Annotated in this window: 20 protein-coding genes; 12 read left to right on the top strand and 8 right to left on the bottom strand. The window is 36.0% G+C overall.

Annotated features, from left to right (window positions below; genetic code table 11):
- The first annotated feature begins 169 nt into the window (after positions 1-169).
- From WMO28_RS00915 to WMO28_RS00905, 3 genes are read left to right on the top strand one after another with little or no spacing between them, the layout of a single operon-like run.
- Entirely contained in the window at positions 170-2,272 is a 2,103-nt protein-coding gene (locus WMO28_RS00915; RefSeq protein ID WP_059085547.1) for a penicillin-binding transpeptidase domain-containing protein, read from the top strand.
- A gap of 40 nt (positions 2,273-2,312) precedes the next feature.
- The gene (locus WMO28_RS00910) at positions 2,313-3,470 is read left to right on the top strand and encodes a DUF6070 family protein (protein ID WP_015541269.1); all 1,158 of its coding nucleotides are present in this window, start codon (positions 2,313-2,315) and stop codon (positions 3,468-3,470) included.
- Positions 3,457-4,704: a DUF6070 family protein gene (locus WMO28_RS00905; RefSeq protein WP_059085548.1), complete on the top strand. Its 1,248-nt coding sequence runs from the start codon at positions 3,457-3,459 to the stop codon at positions 4,702-4,704. The genes WMO28_RS00910 and WMO28_RS00905 overlap by 14 nt, the downstream gene beginning before the upstream one ends.
- Positions 4,705-4,731: 27 nt before the next feature.
- On the opposite strand, the gene WMO28_RS00900 is transcribed toward WMO28_RS00905, so the two are convergent.
- The gene (locus WMO28_RS00900; protein WP_015541271.1) at positions 4,732-6,528 is read right to left on the bottom strand and encodes a BlaR1 family beta-lactam sensor/signal transducer; all 1,797 of its coding nucleotides are present in this window, start codon (positions 6,526-6,528) and stop codon (positions 4,732-4,734) included.
- A gap of 10 nt (positions 6,529-6,538) precedes the next feature.
- Positions 6,539-6,913, bottom strand: a complete 375-nt coding sequence (locus WMO28_RS00895) for a BlaI/MecI/CopY family transcriptional regulator (protein WP_026077000.1) — start codon at positions 6,911-6,913, stop codon at positions 6,539-6,541.
- Positions 6,914-7,031: 118 nt separating this feature from the next.
- Here WMO28_RS00895 and WMO28_RS00890 point away from each other — a divergent pair, with 118 nt between their 5' ends.
- Positions 7,032-7,445, top strand: coding sequence for a winged helix-turn-helix domain-containing protein (locus WMO28_RS00890; protein ID WP_025580539.1), 414 nt, complete (start codon positions 7,032-7,034; stop codon positions 7,443-7,445).
- Between the two features lie 23 nt (positions 7,446-7,468).
- Here WMO28_RS00890 and WMO28_RS00885 read toward each other — a convergent pair whose 3' ends face one another.
- Both WMO28_RS00885 and WMO28_RS00880 read right to left on the bottom strand, forming a co-directional pair.
- On the bottom strand, positions 7,469-8,848 hold the full coding sequence (locus tag WMO28_RS00885) for a relaxase/mobilization nuclease domain-containing protein (protein ID WP_020994028.1): 1,380 nt from the start codon (positions 8,846-8,848) through the stop codon (positions 7,469-7,471).
- Entirely contained in the window at positions 8,797-9,138 is a 342-nt protein-coding gene (locus tag WMO28_RS00880) for a plasmid mobilization protein (protein ID WP_008703806.1), read from the bottom strand. Before WMO28_RS00880 ends, WMO28_RS00885 begins: the two co-directional genes overlap by 52 nt.
- Positions 9,139-9,538: 400 nt before the next feature.
- On the opposite strand from WMO28_RS00880, the gene WMO28_RS00875 reads away from it, so the two are divergent.
- Complete coding sequence (locus tag WMO28_RS00875) at positions 9,539-9,898, top strand: MmcQ/YjbR family DNA-binding protein (RefSeq protein ID WP_055059020.1); 360 nt, start codon at positions 9,539-9,541, stop codon at positions 9,896-9,898.
- Between the two features lie 53 nt (positions 9,899-9,951).
- Here the strand turns inward: WMO28_RS00875 and WMO28_RS00870 are convergent, their stop codons facing one another.
- From WMO28_RS00870 to WMO28_RS00860, 3 genes are all read right to left on the bottom strand, one after another.
- Positions 9,952-10,290 (bottom strand): type II toxin-antitoxin system RelE/ParE family toxin, encoded by a 339-nt coding sequence (locus tag WMO28_RS00870; protein WP_015541273.1) that lies wholly within the window; start codon positions 10,288-10,290, stop codon positions 9,952-9,954.
- Positions 10,277-10,450: a hypothetical protein gene (locus WMO28_RS00865; RefSeq protein ID WP_015541274.1), complete on the bottom strand. Its 174-nt coding sequence runs from the start codon at positions 10,448-10,450 to the stop codon at positions 10,277-10,279. The genes WMO28_RS00870 and WMO28_RS00865 overlap by 14 nt, the downstream gene beginning before the upstream one ends.
- A 94-nt stretch (positions 10,451-10,544) precedes the next feature.
- A complete protein-coding gene (locus tag WMO28_RS00860; RefSeq protein ID WP_015541275.1) occupies positions 10,545-10,808 on the bottom strand; it encodes a helix-turn-helix domain-containing protein in 264 nt (87 codons plus the stop codon).
- A 171-nt stretch (positions 10,809-10,979) separates the two neighbouring features.
- On the opposite strand from WMO28_RS00860, the gene WMO28_RS00855 reads away from it, so the two are divergent.
- A complete protein-coding gene (locus WMO28_RS00855) occupies positions 10,980-11,315 on the top strand; it encodes a hypothetical protein (RefSeq protein ID WP_005426510.1) in 336 nt (111 codons plus the stop codon).
- A gap of 63 nt (positions 11,316-11,378) precedes the next feature.
- Here WMO28_RS00855 and WMO28_RS00850 read toward each other — a convergent pair whose 3' ends face one another.
- A complete protein-coding gene (locus WMO28_RS00850) occupies positions 11,379-11,738 on the bottom strand; it encodes a helix-turn-helix domain-containing protein (RefSeq protein ID WP_015524620.1) in 360 nt (119 codons plus the stop codon).
- 503 nt (positions 11,739-12,241) lie between these two features.
- Between WMO28_RS00850 and WMO28_RS00845 the strand changes: the two genes are divergently transcribed.
- The 6 genes from WMO28_RS00845 to WMO28_RS00820 all read left to right on the top strand — a co-directional run bounded on the left by WMO28_RS00845 (position 12,242) and on the right by WMO28_RS00820 (position 16,874).
- Positions 12,242-12,679: an RNA polymerase sigma factor gene (locus tag WMO28_RS00845; protein ID WP_005426505.1), complete on the top strand. Its 438-nt coding sequence runs from the start codon at positions 12,242-12,244 to the stop codon at positions 12,677-12,679.
- Positions 12,666-12,938, top strand: a complete 273-nt coding sequence (locus tag WMO28_RS00840; protein WP_015541278.1) for a helix-turn-helix domain-containing protein — start codon at positions 12,666-12,668, stop codon at positions 12,936-12,938. Before WMO28_RS00845 ends, WMO28_RS00840 begins: the two co-directional genes overlap by 14 nt.
- 424 nt (positions 12,939-13,362) lie before the next feature.
- A complete protein-coding gene (locus WMO28_RS00835; protein ID WP_021650362.1) occupies positions 13,363-13,584 on the top strand; it encodes an excisionase in 222 nt (73 codons plus the stop codon).
- A gap of 104 nt (positions 13,585-13,688) precedes the next feature.
- A complete protein-coding gene (locus tag WMO28_RS00830) occupies positions 13,689-14,903 on the top strand; it encodes a site-specific integrase (RefSeq protein WP_044960653.1) in 1,215 nt (404 codons plus the stop codon).
- Positions 14,904-15,118: 215 nt separating this feature from the next.
- Positions 15,119-15,589: a low molecular weight protein-tyrosine-phosphatase gene (locus WMO28_RS00825; RefSeq protein ID WP_349055803.1), complete on the top strand. Its 471-nt coding sequence runs from the start codon at positions 15,119-15,121 to the stop codon at positions 15,587-15,589.
- Between the two features lie 352 nt (positions 15,590-15,941).
- A complete protein-coding gene (locus WMO28_RS00820) occupies positions 15,942-16,874 on the top strand; it encodes a DUF5688 family protein (RefSeq protein WP_349055802.1) in 933 nt (310 codons plus the stop codon).
- Positions 16,875-16,932 lie beyond the last annotated feature (58 nt).

Below are 16,932 nucleotides of genomic sequence, written 5' to 3'. Positions count from 1 at the left end.
ACCTCAGAGTGTCGTAAAGTTCTTTATCAAAGAAGGCTTTGAGATGCCCTTTCTTTTTTATGCAAATCTTTTCTCTTGTCTACATATATAAACCTAAGAAAAAGCTTGACGTTTAAATATTACAAGTGTAATATTTAAGAAAATATGAAAAAAGGAGAAATAAAACTATATGAGAAAAAAGAAAAGAAAAAAACACACGAAGATTATTACAAAAATAGTTTTATTTAGCGGTATATTGATTGGTGGTGGAATCGGTATTGTAACAATAATGAATTGTAATGTTCCTGAAAAAAGACTAATGGAATATATGAAATATATTGAAAAAGGGGAATATGAGCAAATGTATGCCATGCTGGATCAGAAAAAAAGCAGCATGAACAGTAAGGAAGAATTTATAGAACGAAATTCTAAAATATATGAAGGCATTGAGATGTCTGATCTGTCCATAACCGATATTACAGTAAAAAGACAAGAAAACGGAAATGCGGCAGTTTCCTATACAACAAATATGCAGACTGCTGCAGGAAATGTAGAATTTACCAACGATGCGGTATTTTCACATGATTGGACAGGATATCATTTAATCTGGCAGGATCAGTTGATTTTTCCAGAGTTATCTGCAACGGATAAAGTTCAGGTAACGTCAGAAGAGGCAAAGAGAGGAGATATTTTAGACAGAAATGGTCGTCAGTTGGCTGGAGAGGGAACTGCATCTTCGGTAGGAATTGTTCCGGGCAGGATGGAGAACAGAGAAGATACAATAAAAAAACTGGCAGAGTATCTTGGAATTGGAGCAGACGAAATTGAGGATAAGTTAAAAGCCGGTTGGGTAAAAGCAGATTCTTTTGTACCAGTAGCAACAATTCCTAAAATACAAGAGGTCGATCTTTTGACAGTGAATCCGGATAAAACTGTTCTGGAAGAAAAAGAAAAGCAGGACACATTATTGAAGATTCCAGGTATTATGTTATCTGATGTAAAAGTACGAACTTATTATCTAAAAGAAGCTGCCTCTCATCTGGTAGGGTATGTACAGGCGGTTACAGCCGAAGATTTGCAGGAACATAAAGGGGAAGGGTATCGTACAAACAGTGTGATTGGAAAGACTGGACTGGAAACGCTTTATGAAAAAGAACTAAAAGGAACAGATGGGTGTGAAATCTGTATTGTAGATGCAAATGGAAATAAAAAAAGTGTTATTGCATATGAGCCTAGAAAAGATGGAGAAGATATCCATATTACGATTGATGGTGATCTTCAAAGTACTCTTTATGAACAATTTAAAGAAGACAGAGGATGTTCTGTAGCTTTGAATCCTTATACAGGGGAAGTATTGGCGTTGGTAAGTACGCCATCTTATGATAATAATGATTTTGTACGTGGAATGGACAACAGCCAGTGGAGTGCATTAAATGAAAATGAAGACAGGCCTTTATACAACCGCTTTCGCCAGACATGGTGTCCTGGCTCAACTTTTAAACCTGTAATTGCTGCAATTGGATTAAAAGTGGGGGCATTTACTGCAAATGACGATTTTGGAAATGAGGGTCTGGCGTGGCAGAAAGATTCCTCGTGGGGAGATTATACAGTGACTACACTTCATGATTATGAACCTGTGATCTTGAAAAATGCGCTTATTTATTCAGATAATATTTATTTTGCAAAAGCAGCATTAAAAATTGGTGCGGATCAACTGATGCAGTCTCTAAATCAAATAGGATTTAATCAGGAACTTCCATTTGATATTAAAATGTCAGAGTCCCAATATTCTAATATGGACAAGATAGAAACAGAAATCCAGCTTGCTGACAGTGGGTATGGACAGGGACAGATTCTGGTAAATCCTTTGCATCTTGCAAGCATTTATACGGCTTTTCTAAATGATGGAAATATGATAAAGCCATATCTTCACGCGGATGGTGGAAGCACTTCCAGTGAAATCTGGATAAAAGATGCTTTTTCACCACAAATTGTTTCGGAGGTTATGGAGGGGTTAGAGGGTGTAGTGAATAACCCGGAAGGAACTGGTTATGGAGCATGCCGGGAAGACATTAGATTAGCAGGAAAAACCGGAACAGCGGAACTGAAAGCTACAAAAGAAGATACATCTGGAACAGAAATTGGCTGGTTTACAGTTTTTACTACAGATAGAGATACAAAGAATCCTATTTTGCTCATCAGTATGGTAGAGAATGTGAAAGATATTGGAGGAAGCGGTTATGTGGTGGAAAAGGATAAGGCGATACTGGATGAATATCTTGGTAATGAATAATTTTTACCTTTAAATATTACAAATGTAAGAGGAAAATGATATGAAAAAAATTTGGAAAATATTTGTGGGAGTTATTTTTCTTGCTGTCTGTAGTGGATGTGGCATAAAGAAAGAGCAGAAAAAGACAATTGAAGATACGAAAGAAAAAATTTACAGAGAGTGTGAAATGCTAGCAGAAGGCTATCGGAACATATATGAGAATGCTGTGAAAGAAAATGCACTATATGAGCTGAGTACAATACAAAAAAGTATGGATTATTTTGGAAAATATGGATATGCAGTAATTGATTCCTACAATCAGCTGGATATGGTTCAAAGTATTAAAGTAGATGATTTTTTGAAAAAAGCAGAAAAAGAGAAGAATGGAAAAACTACTATATTTCAAGTTATAGCAGGGGATTATTTTATCCGGTATGATCTGAAAACCAAACAGGGGAAAATAGACGTTGAAGTAAGCTCTTTTAAATGGAAAGAGGACACTTGGCAGGAAACATATTATCATGAGTTTAGAGCTAATTCATGGAAATATACAGAAAACGGGCATTTCTTTATAGAAGAATATCATCCGGCAGGATATGATGGACCGTCTGGATATCGGGACTTTCGGGTAGCACCGTTAAATAAAAAATGTCGGGAGTTGAATCGAAAATATATACTTCCTTTTGGATATACACTTAATAAATTGTTTACTTCTAATTGGAGTGAAAAAAATTATGATGGAATAAATTTTTATGATGTTTTTGATCGTTTACTTTCAATGGAAGAAAAAACTGATGAATTTAAGGAAGGAAAGACTTATGAAATCCCAAAAGAATCATTTGAAACGATATTTCAAAAATATTTTAATATAAGCGCAGAGATACTGCAGACAGGAACGGTATTTCACACAGAAATACAGACATATCGGTATCGAACCAGAGGAATCGTATATGATTTTGCTCCCACACCATATATTCCATATCCGGAAGTTGTTTCCTACATAGAAAATCAAGATGGAACAATAACACTGGAAGTAAATGCGGTATGGCCACAAAAAGAATTAGATCAGGCGTTTTGTCATAGCGTAACCATTCGGCTGTTAGATAAAGATAGATTTCAATATGTATCCAATTATGTATCAAGGTCAGAAATAGAGGTTACCTGGTATACGGAAAGATTATCAGACGAAAAGTGGGAGGAATGTTATGGAGATAATTGATATGATTACAAAAAGAAAACTGAAAAAGATGATGAGCGTTTTATTTATTTCGGGATGCTTTTTCATAGGAAATACAAAATGTAAAGGGGCTGATTTAGAATATATTTCACAGGAAACTGCGAATTATGCTGTACAAGAAAGAGGATATGATTTGCCAGTAGATGAAGTCGTGAAAGAAGAAGCTATTGAAGATTGTAAGAATGTTATGAATCAGATGAAAGTCATTTATCAAAAGGCGGATAAAGGGACTTCATCGAATATAGTAGTTTCTGAGACAGTAATGGAAGAAATGCAGGAAGTATTAAAGGAAAAAAATGTCCCCGTTATTACATCAGCACCGTATTCAAATATGGCTAATTATTCTAAAATGGAAGAATTTCTTTTCAGGGCAGAACAGGATCTGACAGGAGATATCGTCTTATATAGGATTAACAGGGATGGTGGGATAGAAAGACTCAAATTCAATTATGATGGGACAGATATGTATTTGCTGGCTGTGAAAGCTGTTTGGGGTATGAACGACAATCCATCTATTGTATATGTTTCGTATACAAGGATAGAAGAATGGAAATATACAGAAAAAGGCTGGTTTGGTTATACGCTATGCGTTCCAAAGTATCCGGAAGTATCAGAAGCGGTTGATGGCAGTTCTATGATAAGAATTAAACCTTTAAGTGATGAATGCAGGGAAGTTTCAAAGAGGTGTGTGTATTTGCTTGGATATCAGGGGAATAATCTTTTATGTTCTGATTGGGATAGATCTGATATGGAAGGGTTAGATTATAATGGTTTATATGAATATTTATATCGAATGAAATACGGGGAGAGATATGAGTTTTCAGGTAACTCAAGTGGAATTCCGGCAGAAGAGTTTGAAAATCTGATAATGGAGTTTTTGCCGATAACAGCAGATCAAATTAAAAAATGGGCAGTATTTGATTCGGAACATCAAACTTATGACTGGGAACGATTAGGCTGTTTAAATTATAGCCCTACTCATTTTGGAACATCTTTACCGGAGGTCGTTGAAATAAGAGATAGCGGAGAGGGAAACAGTGTGTTGGTTGTTGATGCTGTATGTGATACATTTATATGTAATGATGCCGTTATTACAAGTGAGCTGACTGTTAAGTTCAACGATGATAAGAGTTTTAAATATATGGGGAATAAAATTCTGAATAATGGTACGAAAGAAGTTCCCAAATATCAATATAGAATAAAAAGAAAGAACTGATAACAACTATCAGCCCTTTCATATTTGTTAATTCCATATATGTAATTTTTTTAAGATATCAGAAGTGATTTCAAATGCTTTTTTGCCAGTTGCATTAGAATCACTTTGGATATTGGTTGCAAAATAATAGCTGTTATCGGAAGTTTCTACATATCCGATAAACCAGCCGTTGATATCCTGTCCGTTGACACGACCGGTTCCAGTTTTTCCGTAGAAATTACCATTAGGTGTACTGGCAATTTTTATAGCATTTTTAACAGAAAATACATTTTGGAAATTTAGATGGAATTCATTTGTGTTAAATTTTTTTAATAATGTTACTTGCTCTAAAGGCGAGATTTTTAATGAAAAATCGGACCAGTATAAATCCAGATTTGAACTGGTTGTTTGGTTTCCATATTCTATTTTATTCAAAAATTCCTGGACTCTGTTAATTCCGAGCTGCGAATCAATTGCCTGGAAATACCAGTTAACGGAATTTTGCATAGCAGAGTTTAAATCCTGATCAGCTTCCCAGGATGGAAAAGGAAAGGCATCACCATTCCATGTCATGGAAGAGTGTTCTGGTGTGATGATTCCGGATTCCAACCCTAATAATGCATCGTATATTTTGTAGGTAGACTCTGGCGGAATACGTTTGGTGGCTTCTTCAAGATCGTATATTTTCCAGGAATCCAAATTATTGTCATACAAAACAAATGATCCATCATATGTTCCAAATGTTTCGGATATATCTAACAGGGAGATATTTTTGTCTGTATCACTAAAATGATATACGTTTTGAGTAGAGGCATCAATGGATAAAATGGGTGTACATCCAATAAAAACAGCACTAATGACCAGATAAATTATCAATGCTCTCATTTTTTGATAAAGAGTTTCTTTCCTAAAAACGGCGATGTTGAGAATACGTCGTTTCATCTGCCTGAAATTTCCGGACATTCCAACTGCCAGTGGAGAGGAAAAAGAGGATATTTTTTCTGCAAAATTAATCAGTGTAGTTCCATAAGCTTGGTATTCATCAGCAGAAATCATCTGCAATACAGCAGAATCACAGGCTATTTCACGGTCACAGAGAATTTCTTTTAAAGTGTACCAAACAAAAGGGTTAAACCAGTAGAGTATATTACTTATGACCATGAGGAAGCCAATAAATGTATCTTTGTGACGGTAATGCTGTAATTCGTGTAGCAGCATAAAACGCATATCATCAGGATTCAGTTCGGAAATTAAATGGATGGGAATGTAAATTCTGGGATGTATTATTCCGATTAAAACTGGTGATTTTAAAAATGCAGTACTGTAGACTGATACTGGGTGAGAGATTTTAAGTTCCTTTAAACAATTGTAATAAATAGTTTTTACCTGCTGATTTTGAAGCGGGAGAGCAGATCTTTTTATGGAACGTACATAGTTTAATGAATGAAGGGTGAGGACTGACATAATCATAACACCCGTTATCCATATTAGAAAGAGTATGGTATTCAAGCCTCCAGAAAATTGACTACTGATGGAAACTGAAAAATCATTCACCTGGTTTAACAAAATATTTTGTGTATTACTGGTAAGTTCGGATAGCGTGTCGGTACCAGAGTTAAGTCCTGAGTCAGTTTGAAAAAAATGTAACCATGAAAAAAGTTGTGAGCCATGAATCTGTACAGGAAAAAATGGCACGGCAAGTAATAAAAATAAAAGAAAACAGAGATGGTACTGTGTAGTCGCAGATAAATATTTTTTCAGAAGTTTTTTTGTTCCGATTATTACAAGTGTAAAAATACATATGAAGATATTACTGATTAAAAAGTGGATGATCCAGTTGCTCATTCAAAACCTCCTATTTCTGATGTTTTGATAATAAATGGCGTAAGTTATCAATTTCTGTTGAAGAGAGCTTATCGTCTTCAAGGTAAGAAGCCAGCATAGAAGAAAGATTTCCATTATAATATCGCTTTAAAAAAGAATTGCTTTCCTGGCGTATATATTCATCTTCTTGGACTAATGGAGTATAGACAAATACCCGGCTTTGTTTTTCGCAGGAAAGAGCTTTTTTGGAAACAAGTCTCTTGATAAGAGTTTGAATTGTTTTTGGACTCCAGCTGGTAGTTAGAGTAAGTTTTTCTGTAATTTCATTTGTATTGATGGGAGCATATTTCCATACAATTTTCATAACTTCAAATTCGGCTTCTGAAATCTGGGGTAGTGACATAATAAAATCCTCCTGCTAAATCCTACATATGTAATAAATATATTATATTACTTGTAGAAGAAAAAAGTCAAATGGCAGATGATATATAGAATATAAAATTAATAATGTAGAGGCAATAAAGGTGAAAAAGATAGAAATTATTGAGAGAATCACAGATGCTAATGGAAGCATAAGTGAAAACATATTGACTAGCTGGGAACATAAAAACCAATTCATACCGGAAATTATAAGGTTTGGAGAATTAAAAATATATCTACAGGAACAAATTGTTAAAAAGAATGATAGTGATGTTCATCTTTCAAAATATGAATATGATATTTTACTTCTTTTAGCGAAAAGTCCAGGTAGAATATTTGGAAAAGAAATGGTTTATGATCTGGTATGGAATGAACCTTATTCCGGTGATTATAATGTGGTTATGCGACATATCTGCAATATCAGAGAAAAAATAGAAGATGATCCTGGACAACCATTATATATACAAACAGTACGAGGTGTAGGATATCGGTTTAACGGGAATTTAGGCAGCAAGTGAAATCGCTGCCTGTTATTATGGTTTTACAAAGAAGGGAGTTTGTTATGAGAAGATCTTTGTATTTCAGGAGCATCCTGTTTGAGATATTTGGACAGATTTTGATGTATCAATTCCAACTCTTTTATTTCTTGCTTAAAAGAAACATATTGAGTATTTAGTGATTTTTTTTGGGAAATAAGATCTGAAAGTTGCTCCTGTAACTTATTGGTATTAAGATGCTTCAGGTCCATGCCATTTTCCTGTAAAATATGTTCAGCACCAGCGAAAAGAATAATTTGAGATTCATATTTACGGAAATAACGATCCGGATCTTTGGAACTTTTATAATGGTCATCGTAAATTTTATTTTTCTGATATTGTTTGGCATATTTTAGCATTTCTCGAAGATGACGTATCTGAGACTCGAGAGAAACAACAGAGGTATTTACCTCTTTTTGCTGCATATGTAACAAGGCTATGCGGTCTTCAAGTTCTGAAAAATTATGTAGATTATGTGTGAGCATCTTGTTATATTCAGCAGAGACAATTTTTAAATTTTCCTTATTTGCCCATTTCTGAAGTCCAATGTTTCCTGCTATATTGGGAGTGTTGGTGTCTATTAACTTATTACGAACAGAAGGAACAGTAGTTCTGTGAAGCTTATTATTAATGCGTTCTTTGATACGTTCCTTAGTAAAGTTTTTTCCTAAAGATTTAGCACTTCCACGCACTGGACGGGACATATCGGGAGAACGAAAGGTAATGTATTTTCTGCTGTTTTCGCCAAATTCTGCGTTTTTTATTTCATATCCTTTAGCTTCCATAAATGTAAGAAATTCTGAATAAGTGGAAACGATTCGGATTGTCTGGTTTATATCTTTTCGCAGCTGCGTTTTTTTACTGGATTCAGATTTATTTGCAGCCCATTCATTGTATTTCATTCCCTTTTTACCATTTGGCATAATTGTGGACAGGTTATGTTCCTGGCATAAAGTGTCGCTGAGATTTCGTATTTTCCAGTAATTCTTTTTACAGTCATGGTAATGAGAAAAAGTGATGTTATCTGCAGAACAGAAAATTAAATGGTTATGTACATGACCTTTATCAGTGTGTGTTGTCAGAACATAGGAGTATTTTCCCTCCAGCAAGCGATCCGCAAGTTCTCTGCCGATTTGATGGGCTTCTTCATAGGAAACTTCACCAGGGGAAAATGCCTGAATCAGATGAAATGCCTTATTTGTATTGTGCGGATCTCTGCAGTCATGTGTATGATCCAAAGTGTATTTAAAGTCAAGAGCGGCTGTTTCGGGAGAGCAGGCAAAGGAAGAAATATATAGATTCTGGTCAGTTTTATCTGGATTGCAGATGTATTCTATTGCTTTATCAACGGTTGTTTTGATACCATGGATTTTTGTAACTGCCATATTTTTTCCATTAACTCCTTTATATCGTCCAGGTCCTTTTGGTAAACTGTATTGCTACTGTTTATACGATGGGTGATCTGATTCAAATTGCTGCTGATATTGCCCAGCAGGGTATTCATTTTTCGGATATGAGAGTAGTCTACTTCATATACAAATCCATATAAGATCATTTTCCGTAGAAAGGCAGATTTGCTTTTCATCCTGGAAAGACGATATTTTTCTTCTAAAATGTATTGTTCGTCATCATTCAAATAAAATTGTACGGGATGAATTCTGGTACGTTTGCTCATTGAAATCCTCCAATTCGTTTTTTTCTATAAAAAAGAGTACAAAAAAACTGTCTAACCAGTTCGGCTATGACAGTTATATTACTTGGCTGTATGATGTTTTGGACAGATGTGTCTACAGTTTATTTTAACAGGAGTAGGCAGAAGCGTCAAATTAAGAAATTATAAAATATGAGAGGGCCAGGGATACTCCCTGATACATTTTTACAAAATAAACCGAAGGGGAAATTTTGTAAAATGAGCCAGGTGTCATGACACTGGCAGTGCTTGCTTCTTTTGGGGTGTAGCCTGCAAAGCAGGCTATGCAAAAGCTATAAAACATAAATAGAACTGTGAGAAGTGGTTGAGAATATAATCCTGATAGCGTATAATCAGAGCAAGAAATCGTAAGTGAGGGATAAATTTGGAACGTGAAGAAATTTTTCAATATGTGAAAGAGCAATATGGAACGGAACCGGAATATTTATGGAAAAAAGATCCTGATTCTGCGGTGCTTCGACATAAAAATGGAAAATGGTATGCTATAATTATGGCAGTGGAAAAGAAAACACTGGGATTAGAAGAAGATGGAAAAATTAATATCCTAGATGTAAAATGTGATCCTGATCTGGTTGGGATGATTATTCAAACGTATGGATTTTTACCGGGGTATCATATGAATAAGCGGCACTGGATTACGATTCTTCTGGATGATTCTGTCAGTGAAGCTAAGACACTGGATTTTCTGGATATGAGTTATGATTTAATTGACAGTGGGAAGTAATTAAAATTAAAAAGGAAGCCTTTCAGAAAAATCTCTGATCGGCTCCCAGGTATTTATTCTGGATATGTATAAGTTGATCTTTGCAATAGGATATTTTCCCAATCTCGTTCATGGCGCAGCACTCGGAGAATATGAATCTCTTTTGTTTCTTCCATTATAATATAAAAAATAATAGATGGCGGAAAAGATCTTTTATGTATGGAATATCCTCTGTACAGAATTTGAGTTCGGGGAAAGGCAGTACTGAACTGACTTAAATTCTGCATTTGTTCTTTCAAATCAGATTGAAAACGGTCAGCATGTTGCTGGCCGAATTCTTCTTCAATATAATCTGCAATGTCTGTGACATCGTAAATTGCTTCCCAGGTTAAAATAATTCTATATTCTTGCATTTCTTCGTGCATCCCTTAATTCTGTGATTTTGCGAAAAGCATCTTCCAGTGGCAATTCACGACCAGCTTCCATATCATCAATTCCCCGGTCTAACATGCGGAGAAGATGATTGTTTTCCTGGCTTTTATCGGTTGTAGGGACTTTTTTTGTTAATTCCATGAAATCACTCCAATCATACGGTTTATAAATAGTGTATGTTGTTCAGAAGTATCTATCCATAGTTTAGCATAGAATGGGCAGCAATACAATTGAATTATTTTGCAGGAGCGTCCGTCAGACCAAGAAGATATTCGCAGGAAACATTAAATACTTCGGCCAGTGCGACAACTTCGTAGTCGGGAACGAAACGTGTGCCTTGTTCAATTCGTAGGATTGCCAGATCATTAAAATCATATCCTGCAAGTTGTAATTTGGCAGCGAGTGTTTTCTGAGTAAGATTATGAGCCTTTCGTAATTCTTTTACCCGTTGTCCTATTCTGTTTTTACTGTTCGTTTTTTTATCCCAATAAATAATCATTCTGATCCTCAAAAGTTTCTAAAGATGAAGTATTATTATTGATTTTAAGGAAAAATATTGTTACTATACTTCTAAAGATGAAGTTTTTGGAAAGTTTATTTGATTTTTGAAATAAGAAAATGATAATGCTGCCTGTAATGAGAAATAATTCTAATGAGAGGTGGAAAGAAGATGAATGAATTTTATGAAGCAGTATCGAATTTATTTGAGGAATTGCGCTGTGACTCCGGAGAAAGAGAATATACAGTACAGCCGGAAGAATGGAAAGAAGCAGAGAAGAATTTGAAACAAATACAAAAGAAGCTGCCACTACATCTGGAAAAAATCCCAGAGCGTGAGCAGAATTTCTGGAATAAATATCTGGATCAGTTAGAACATTTCCATTATGAAGAGGAGCAGCGGGCTTATTACCAGGGAATGATGGATGTAGTTGAGTTTCTTATTAATATAGGGGCAATAAAGAAATCCACGAATGTTAAGAGAATGATAGAAAAATATGCACGTTAAGAGTGGCGGTATGGGAAACCATACCGCTTCTTCAGAATAATTCAGATAGAATTCAAATGAATTTCAGGGATCTTGTTTATCGTGGTCTGTAGGAATTTTGTATGTGCGCAGGTATGCTTCTACGATGGCAAGGATAGCGGTAATTTGCTCATCGTTGCATTTTGACAGGTACATGAGCAGGCGTTGATAATCAAGATTATCTGTATGATTGTTTGGATAAAACAATGGTTCAGGAGGAACATTTAAAGCGCGTACCAGTTTTCTGATTTTATGAAAACTCGGAACTCGGCCCCCATTTTCAATTTCCTTTAAATATCGGCTGGACATTTCTGCTTTTTCAGCTAATTCTTCATAAGTCAATTTTTGCTCGTGTCGGGCGTTCTTAAAAAACAATCCCAGTTCTTTATCTGTTTGTTTTGGCATATGATACACCTCCATGTTTAGTGTATAGTTCCCTTTCTTGAAAGAAAATGAACTAATATTTCACTAAAAAAGGGGGTGATATTTCACTTTTTAAAAGACATATAAAATTCTGAATTTCCGTAAAACAGATCCGGAGGTATAGGAAAGATTAAGAATTTTATTGTCTGGTATCATATCCGTCATTACGTGACGGATGAAATAGATAAATAGTTCAAAAAAGCAAATAAATTTCTTTACCTCAAAAAGTGAATTATATGCCACAAAAAATGATGGCAAAATATTATCTTTTGATATAAATAGCGTCCGATGGGCTAAAACTACCCATTAGGACGTTTTTTATATACCTCAAAATACAGGAAAAACAATTTTCTCGTATTTATTAAGAAATTTTTTAAAAATTTCTTCCCACACCCCGACAAATGCACTCATCCGTTTGGGATATGTGTGAAGGGGAAGCAAGAACTTTGCTTATTGCCTACCGGCGGGGAAGGAGGTGAACTCTTATGGAGCAATCCTCTTTTCAAGATGAGCAGACAGTCAGACATCAGTTTGATTCTCTGTGCAAGCTGGCATTGAAAAGTGAAGTTATTAATTATGAAAAGCATATGGCATATCGCCAGAAGTATGAAGTGATGTTGTCAGAATTATCAGAAAAGGAGTTGAGCAGACTTTTTATAATGGATGAGCATGAAATGGAAACACATCGTTTTCAGGTCCTGGGTTACGACATAGAAGTCAAAGATGCATTGATTGCTGAAGCACTGCAGACACTTACTGAAAAGAAAAGGAATGTTGTGTTATTATCATATTTTATGGATATGAGTGATGCAGACATTGCCAGAGAAATGAATCTTGTACGCAGCACAATTAATGAGCATCGTAGACGATCACTGGAACTGATGAGAAAAAATATGGAGGAATCTGCAAATGAAAAAAAGTAAAAAACAGAAATGCGCATTTGATTTGCTGCCATTCCATGTTATTGAGGCAGCATCAACTGGTGATACTGAGGCAATCCAGGCAGTGTTGAAGCATTATGAAGGGTACATAACAGTTTTGGCTACCAGAAAAATGTTTGACGAATTTGGACAGGTGCATTACTGTGTAGATGAAACTCTGCGTCAACGCCTGGAAGCAAAACTGATTACTAAGACCTTGGGATTTGATACGAAATCATATGTAAGGAAAAGTAATCAGTAAAGGGAGTATTTAATATAGATTCCTTTTCCCCTTCAGGAATTTTTGTACCTTGAAAATTGTATATTGTTTTACATACAGGACGTGAAGATATGTAGAGCCACTAGGTAAATCCGCCATGATATATCTGCTCTGTTAATGGAGTAAATACGAGGAAATGCTGAAATATAACATTGAAGTAAAGGTATGGAGCGAGAAGAATTTGACAAAATGTGTAGCAGCTGCACAGGGCGACGAAGCATATCTGTGATAATGATACTTCCAGAAAAAATCTGGTCATATTTAATGACGGTGCAAAACCGATGTGGGCAGAGTACTGAACTGCCACCTGTATTGTAATTTTATCTGCCGATGACAGTGTATAAAATTGTAAATTGTCATGGGCAGATAAAAATGTTTTGTCCAAAGAGAAAAGGAGGAGAGAAGAGTGGCGATTAAAATTGAAAAAGGTAAGATTCCAATTTGGGAAAAATATATGCTTACGGTGGATGAAGCAGTGCAATATTTCGGAATAGGTGAAAAGAAAATAAGGATGCTTATTTCGGAACATCTAAATTCAGAATGTTGCTTTACAGTCCAGGTGGGGTGTAAGTCATTGATTAACCGTAAGAAATTTGAGGCCTTTCTGGATCAGACTACGTCTTTGTAAAAAATATACGAACAATTTAGCACTTTAAAGTGGAAATGTTAGCCCTGGTATGATATAATACCTATATCGTGCTAGGGCTTCTTCGTAGAAAGGGGCGAAGACGTTTGGGTAAAACAAAACGTGACCAAAAACGACGAGATAAAAAAGGTCGAATTTTACGAAACGGAGAAAGTCAGAGAAAAGATGGAAGATATGCGTTTGTATATACAGATTGTTATGGAAAGCAGAAGTTTTTGTATAGTTGGAAATTAGAGCCAACAGATTCTCTGCCAACTGGATGCAGACCATGCTTAGCTCTAAGGGAAAAAGAAAAAAATATCCAAAGAGATTTACATGATGGTATAGTACCTTACGGAGGAAATTTAACAGTTTTGGATTTGGTTCAAAAATATATTGGACAAAAAAAGGGGGTTCGTCATAATACTCAGGCGAACTATGATTTTGTGATCAATATAATAAAAAAAGAAGAATTCGGAACCAGAAGAATAGATAAAATAAAATTGTCGGATGCAAAAGCATGGTTTATTAAGCTGCAAGCAGATGGAAGAGGATACAGTTCCATTCACAGTGTGCGTGGAATTGTAAGACCTGCATTTCAGATGGCAGTTGAAGATGATTTACTGCGCAAGAATCCTTTTGAATTTCAATTATGTACAGTTGTCGTAAATGACAGTGTTACAAGACAGGCAATTACAAAAGAACAGGAAGAGTTATTTCTGGAGTTTATCCGAAATGATGACCATTACTCAAAATACTATAATGGAATGTTTATTTTGTTTAAGACTGGACTTCGTATTTCTGAGTTTTGTGGATTGACAGTGAAAGATATTGATCTTCAGGAGAGAAAAATCAATGTGAATCATCAGCTTCAGAGAACCAGAGGAATGCAGTACGTCATTGAAGATACCAAAACTTCAAGTGGAACACGAATGTTGCCGATGACAGATGAAGTTTATGAATGTTTTGAACAGATTGTGAAAAACCGTAAAAAAGTAAGGGTTGAGCCGATTATAGATGGATATAGTCGATTTTTATTCCTGGATAAAAAAGATATGCCTGAGGTAGCACTCCATTGGGAAAAACATTTTCAGTGGGCGTTAGGAAAGTATAATCGTACTCATGAGGAACAAATGCCAAAGATCACGCCTCATGTATGTAGGCATACATATTGTTCCAATATGGCGAAAGCTGGAATGAATCCGAAAGCACTCCAATATTTAATGGGACATTCTGATATAGGGGTTACGTTAAATGTATATACGCATCTGGGATTAATTGATGCAAAAGAAGAGATGAATAGGATTGCAAAACTGGCATAGTATGATAAAATAATAGAAAAAAGAATTAAAAATAATCTGATTATAAGGTTCTTAGAGAGCCTGTTTTCCAGGCTGGTTATTACTAAGAAGTTACTAAATTTGGATAAGAAAATATACGAATTTATGCTGTGATATACAGGAAAATGACAGGATTGAAGATTATCGGAAAATGCCTGTAAACAGCGTAAATACAGCATTTCAAGGAGTTTTAAGCAATGATAAGAGTGTTATTTGTCTGCCACGGCAACATCTGCCGATCAACTTTAAGTGAGAGCGTCTTCACCCACAAAGTAAAAACATTAGGCATATCAGACCAGTTCACCATAGACAGCTTTGCAACAAGCACAGAAGAAATCGGAAATCCGCCTCACAGGGGAACGGTAAATAAACTGCGGGAGGTAGGAATCCCATTAGTGCCGCACAGAGCAAAGCAGATCACATGGGCGGATTATGTTAATGCGGATTATATTATAGGCATGGATAGCGCGAATATACGCAACCTCAACCGGATGCTAAAAGGAGATCCTGATGGCAAAGTATATAAATTTCTTACCTTTGCAGGCTCAGGAAGGGATATTGCGGATCCGTGGTATACGGGAGATTTTGATGCTACATACAGAGATGTGGTGGAGGGATGTGACGGATATTTGAAATATCTGGAGGAACATGGAGAAATCCACCGTTAAAGATCCGGAAATAAGACACAAACCCTAGATAACAGAACAAATAAGACAGGAAACAGCAGTTTACGGCTGCTGTTTCTGTCGATGAAAACTTCTTTACAAACGGAGTAATTTCTTTTATACTGTTCCATACAGCAGACAACTCAGATCAGGCAGATGAAAATTCTATTATCTGCCGGTGAAATCTTTTACACAATTCATTTTAAGTGAATCAGAAAGAACACCCGTGTGAATACGGGGAATGATAATTAATATCTGATTTACAATCTATCAGATTCAATCAAATCATGAACTGTGTCGATACACAGTTATCAGGACAGTCGTCCGCATTTTTTCGCAGAAAGGAAAACAGAATATGGAAAAAGGATATGAAACTTTTGTTACAGATCTGAGAAAGCTTCTTCTTGCTGCTATGGGGCTTGGGGAAGAAGAGATTTATTTTGCAAAAGAGGGAGAGAAGTATGGCTGCACGGGAGATCGGCTTTTCGTGGAGTGCGGGCATATTGAAAAGGCAAAGCAGATCTGCGGTCTGCATACGGAAGAGCTTTATGAGAGATACTGTCAGGAGCGCAAACTGGAAAATATTGTTCATGATTGTGTGCGTGAAATAAAGAAAACCAGTGAAGCATGTGTGATATGTGATGTAGAGGGTATGGAGGATTACGAAAAAATAAAAGGAAAATTATTTATCCGGCTTCTCAATGCAGACAGAAACAAAGTGGCACTGGAGGATGCGGTTTATCATCAGATCGGAGACATTGCACTTGCTCTTTATTATCTTGCAGGTGAAAAAGAAGGTTATATTCTAAGTACGAAGATCAAGAAACGCTTTCTGGAAAAATGGGGAAAGGACAGAGATACGGTATTTGAGGCAGCTTTGGTAAATACTTATTTTATCAGCCCACCGAGAATCTATCACTGGGAAAAAATGCTGCTTGATAAAGAGTATTCGGGAGACAATTTCATGGATCTTATGGGAACTTATAAGCCCAGCAAAGGGATAGCCGGAAACTGTCTCAGCACAGAGAAACGGACAAACGGAGCTGCGGCGATTTTTCTTCCTGGAGTAGCCAGACGTCTTGCGGAGCTTCTGGAGTCGGATTTGTTTCTTGTGTTTACCAGCGTGCATGAGGTGATGGTGCACAGTGCAGCGGCAGTTTATCCGGAAGATCTGAAAGGAGTTCTGTTGGATACCGTCGAAAAAGCTACACCAGAGGATGATTATCTGACCTCTTCTATTTATCGATACAGCAGAAGAACCGGAGAATTTTCGGTGGAAGTTCAATAGAATATAAAATAGAATACAAAGAAAAAACGGGTCAGCATCATAAGATCCTGTCCCGTTT

The sequence above is a fragment of the Blautia aquisgranensis genome, from assembly GCF_040096615.1.
Classification (GTDB): domain Bacteria; phylum Bacillota; class Clostridia; order Lachnospirales; family Lachnospiraceae; genus Blautia_A; species Blautia_A aquisgranensis.
This window is presented reverse-complemented; position numbering and strand designations above follow the sequence as displayed.

Excerpts from the sequence above, each read along its gene's own strand:
- WMO28_RS00840 (WP_015541278.1), top strand. The coding sequence starts at position 12,666 with ATGAAAAAAAGTAAAAAACAGAAATGCGCATTTGATTTGCTGCCATTC.
- WMO28_RS00910 (WP_015541269.1), top strand. The coding sequence starts at position 2,313 with ATGAAAAAAATTTGGAAAATATTTGTGGGAGTTATTTTTCTTGCTGTC.
- WMO28_RS00850 (WP_015524620.1), bottom strand. The coding sequence starts at position 11,738 with ATGCCAAAACAAACAGATAAAGAACTGGGATTGTTTTTTAAGAACGCC.
- WMO28_RS00865 (WP_015541274.1), bottom strand. The coding sequence starts at position 10,450 with ATGGAATTAACAAAAAAAGTCCCTACAACCGATAAAAGCCAGGAAAAC.
- WMO28_RS00870 (WP_015541273.1), bottom strand. The coding sequence starts at position 10,290 with ATGCAAGAATATAGAATTATTTTAACCTGGGAAGCAATTTACGATGTC.
- WMO28_RS00905 (WP_059085548.1), top strand. The coding sequence starts at position 3,457 with ATGGAGATAATTGATATGATTACAAAAAGAAAACTGAAAAAGATGATG.
- WMO28_RS00855 (WP_005426510.1), top strand. The coding sequence starts at position 10,980 with ATGAATGAATTTTATGAAGCAGTATCGAATTTATTTGAGGAATTGCGC.
- WMO28_RS00845 (WP_005426505.1), top strand. The coding sequence starts at position 12,242 with ATGGAGCAATCCTCTTTTCAAGATGAGCAGACAGTCAGACATCAGTTT.
- WMO28_RS00820 (WP_349055802.1), top strand. The coding sequence starts at position 15,942 with ATGGAAAAAGGATATGAAACTTTTGTTACAGATCTGAGAAAGCTTCTT.
- WMO28_RS00885 (WP_020994028.1), bottom strand. The coding sequence starts at position 8,848 with ATGGCAGTTACAAAAATCCATGGTATCAAAACAACCGTTGATAAAGCA.
- WMO28_RS00880 (WP_008703806.1), bottom strand. The coding sequence starts at position 9,138 with ATGAGCAAACGTACCAGAATTCATCCCGTACAATTTTATTTGAATGAT.
- WMO28_RS00860 (WP_015541275.1), bottom strand. The coding sequence starts at position 10,808 with ATGATTATTTATTGGGATAAAAAAACGAACAGTAAAAACAGAATAGGA.
- WMO28_RS00915 (WP_059085547.1), top strand. The coding sequence starts at position 170 with ATGAGAAAAAAGAAAAGAAAAAAACACACGAAGATTATTACAAAAATA.
- WMO28_RS00825 (WP_349055803.1), top strand. The coding sequence starts at position 15,119 with ATGATAAGAGTGTTATTTGTCTGCCACGGCAACATCTGCCGATCAACT.
- WMO28_RS00900 (WP_015541271.1), bottom strand. The coding sequence starts at position 6,528 with ATGAGCAACTGGATCATCCACTTTTTAATCAGTAATATCTTCATATGT.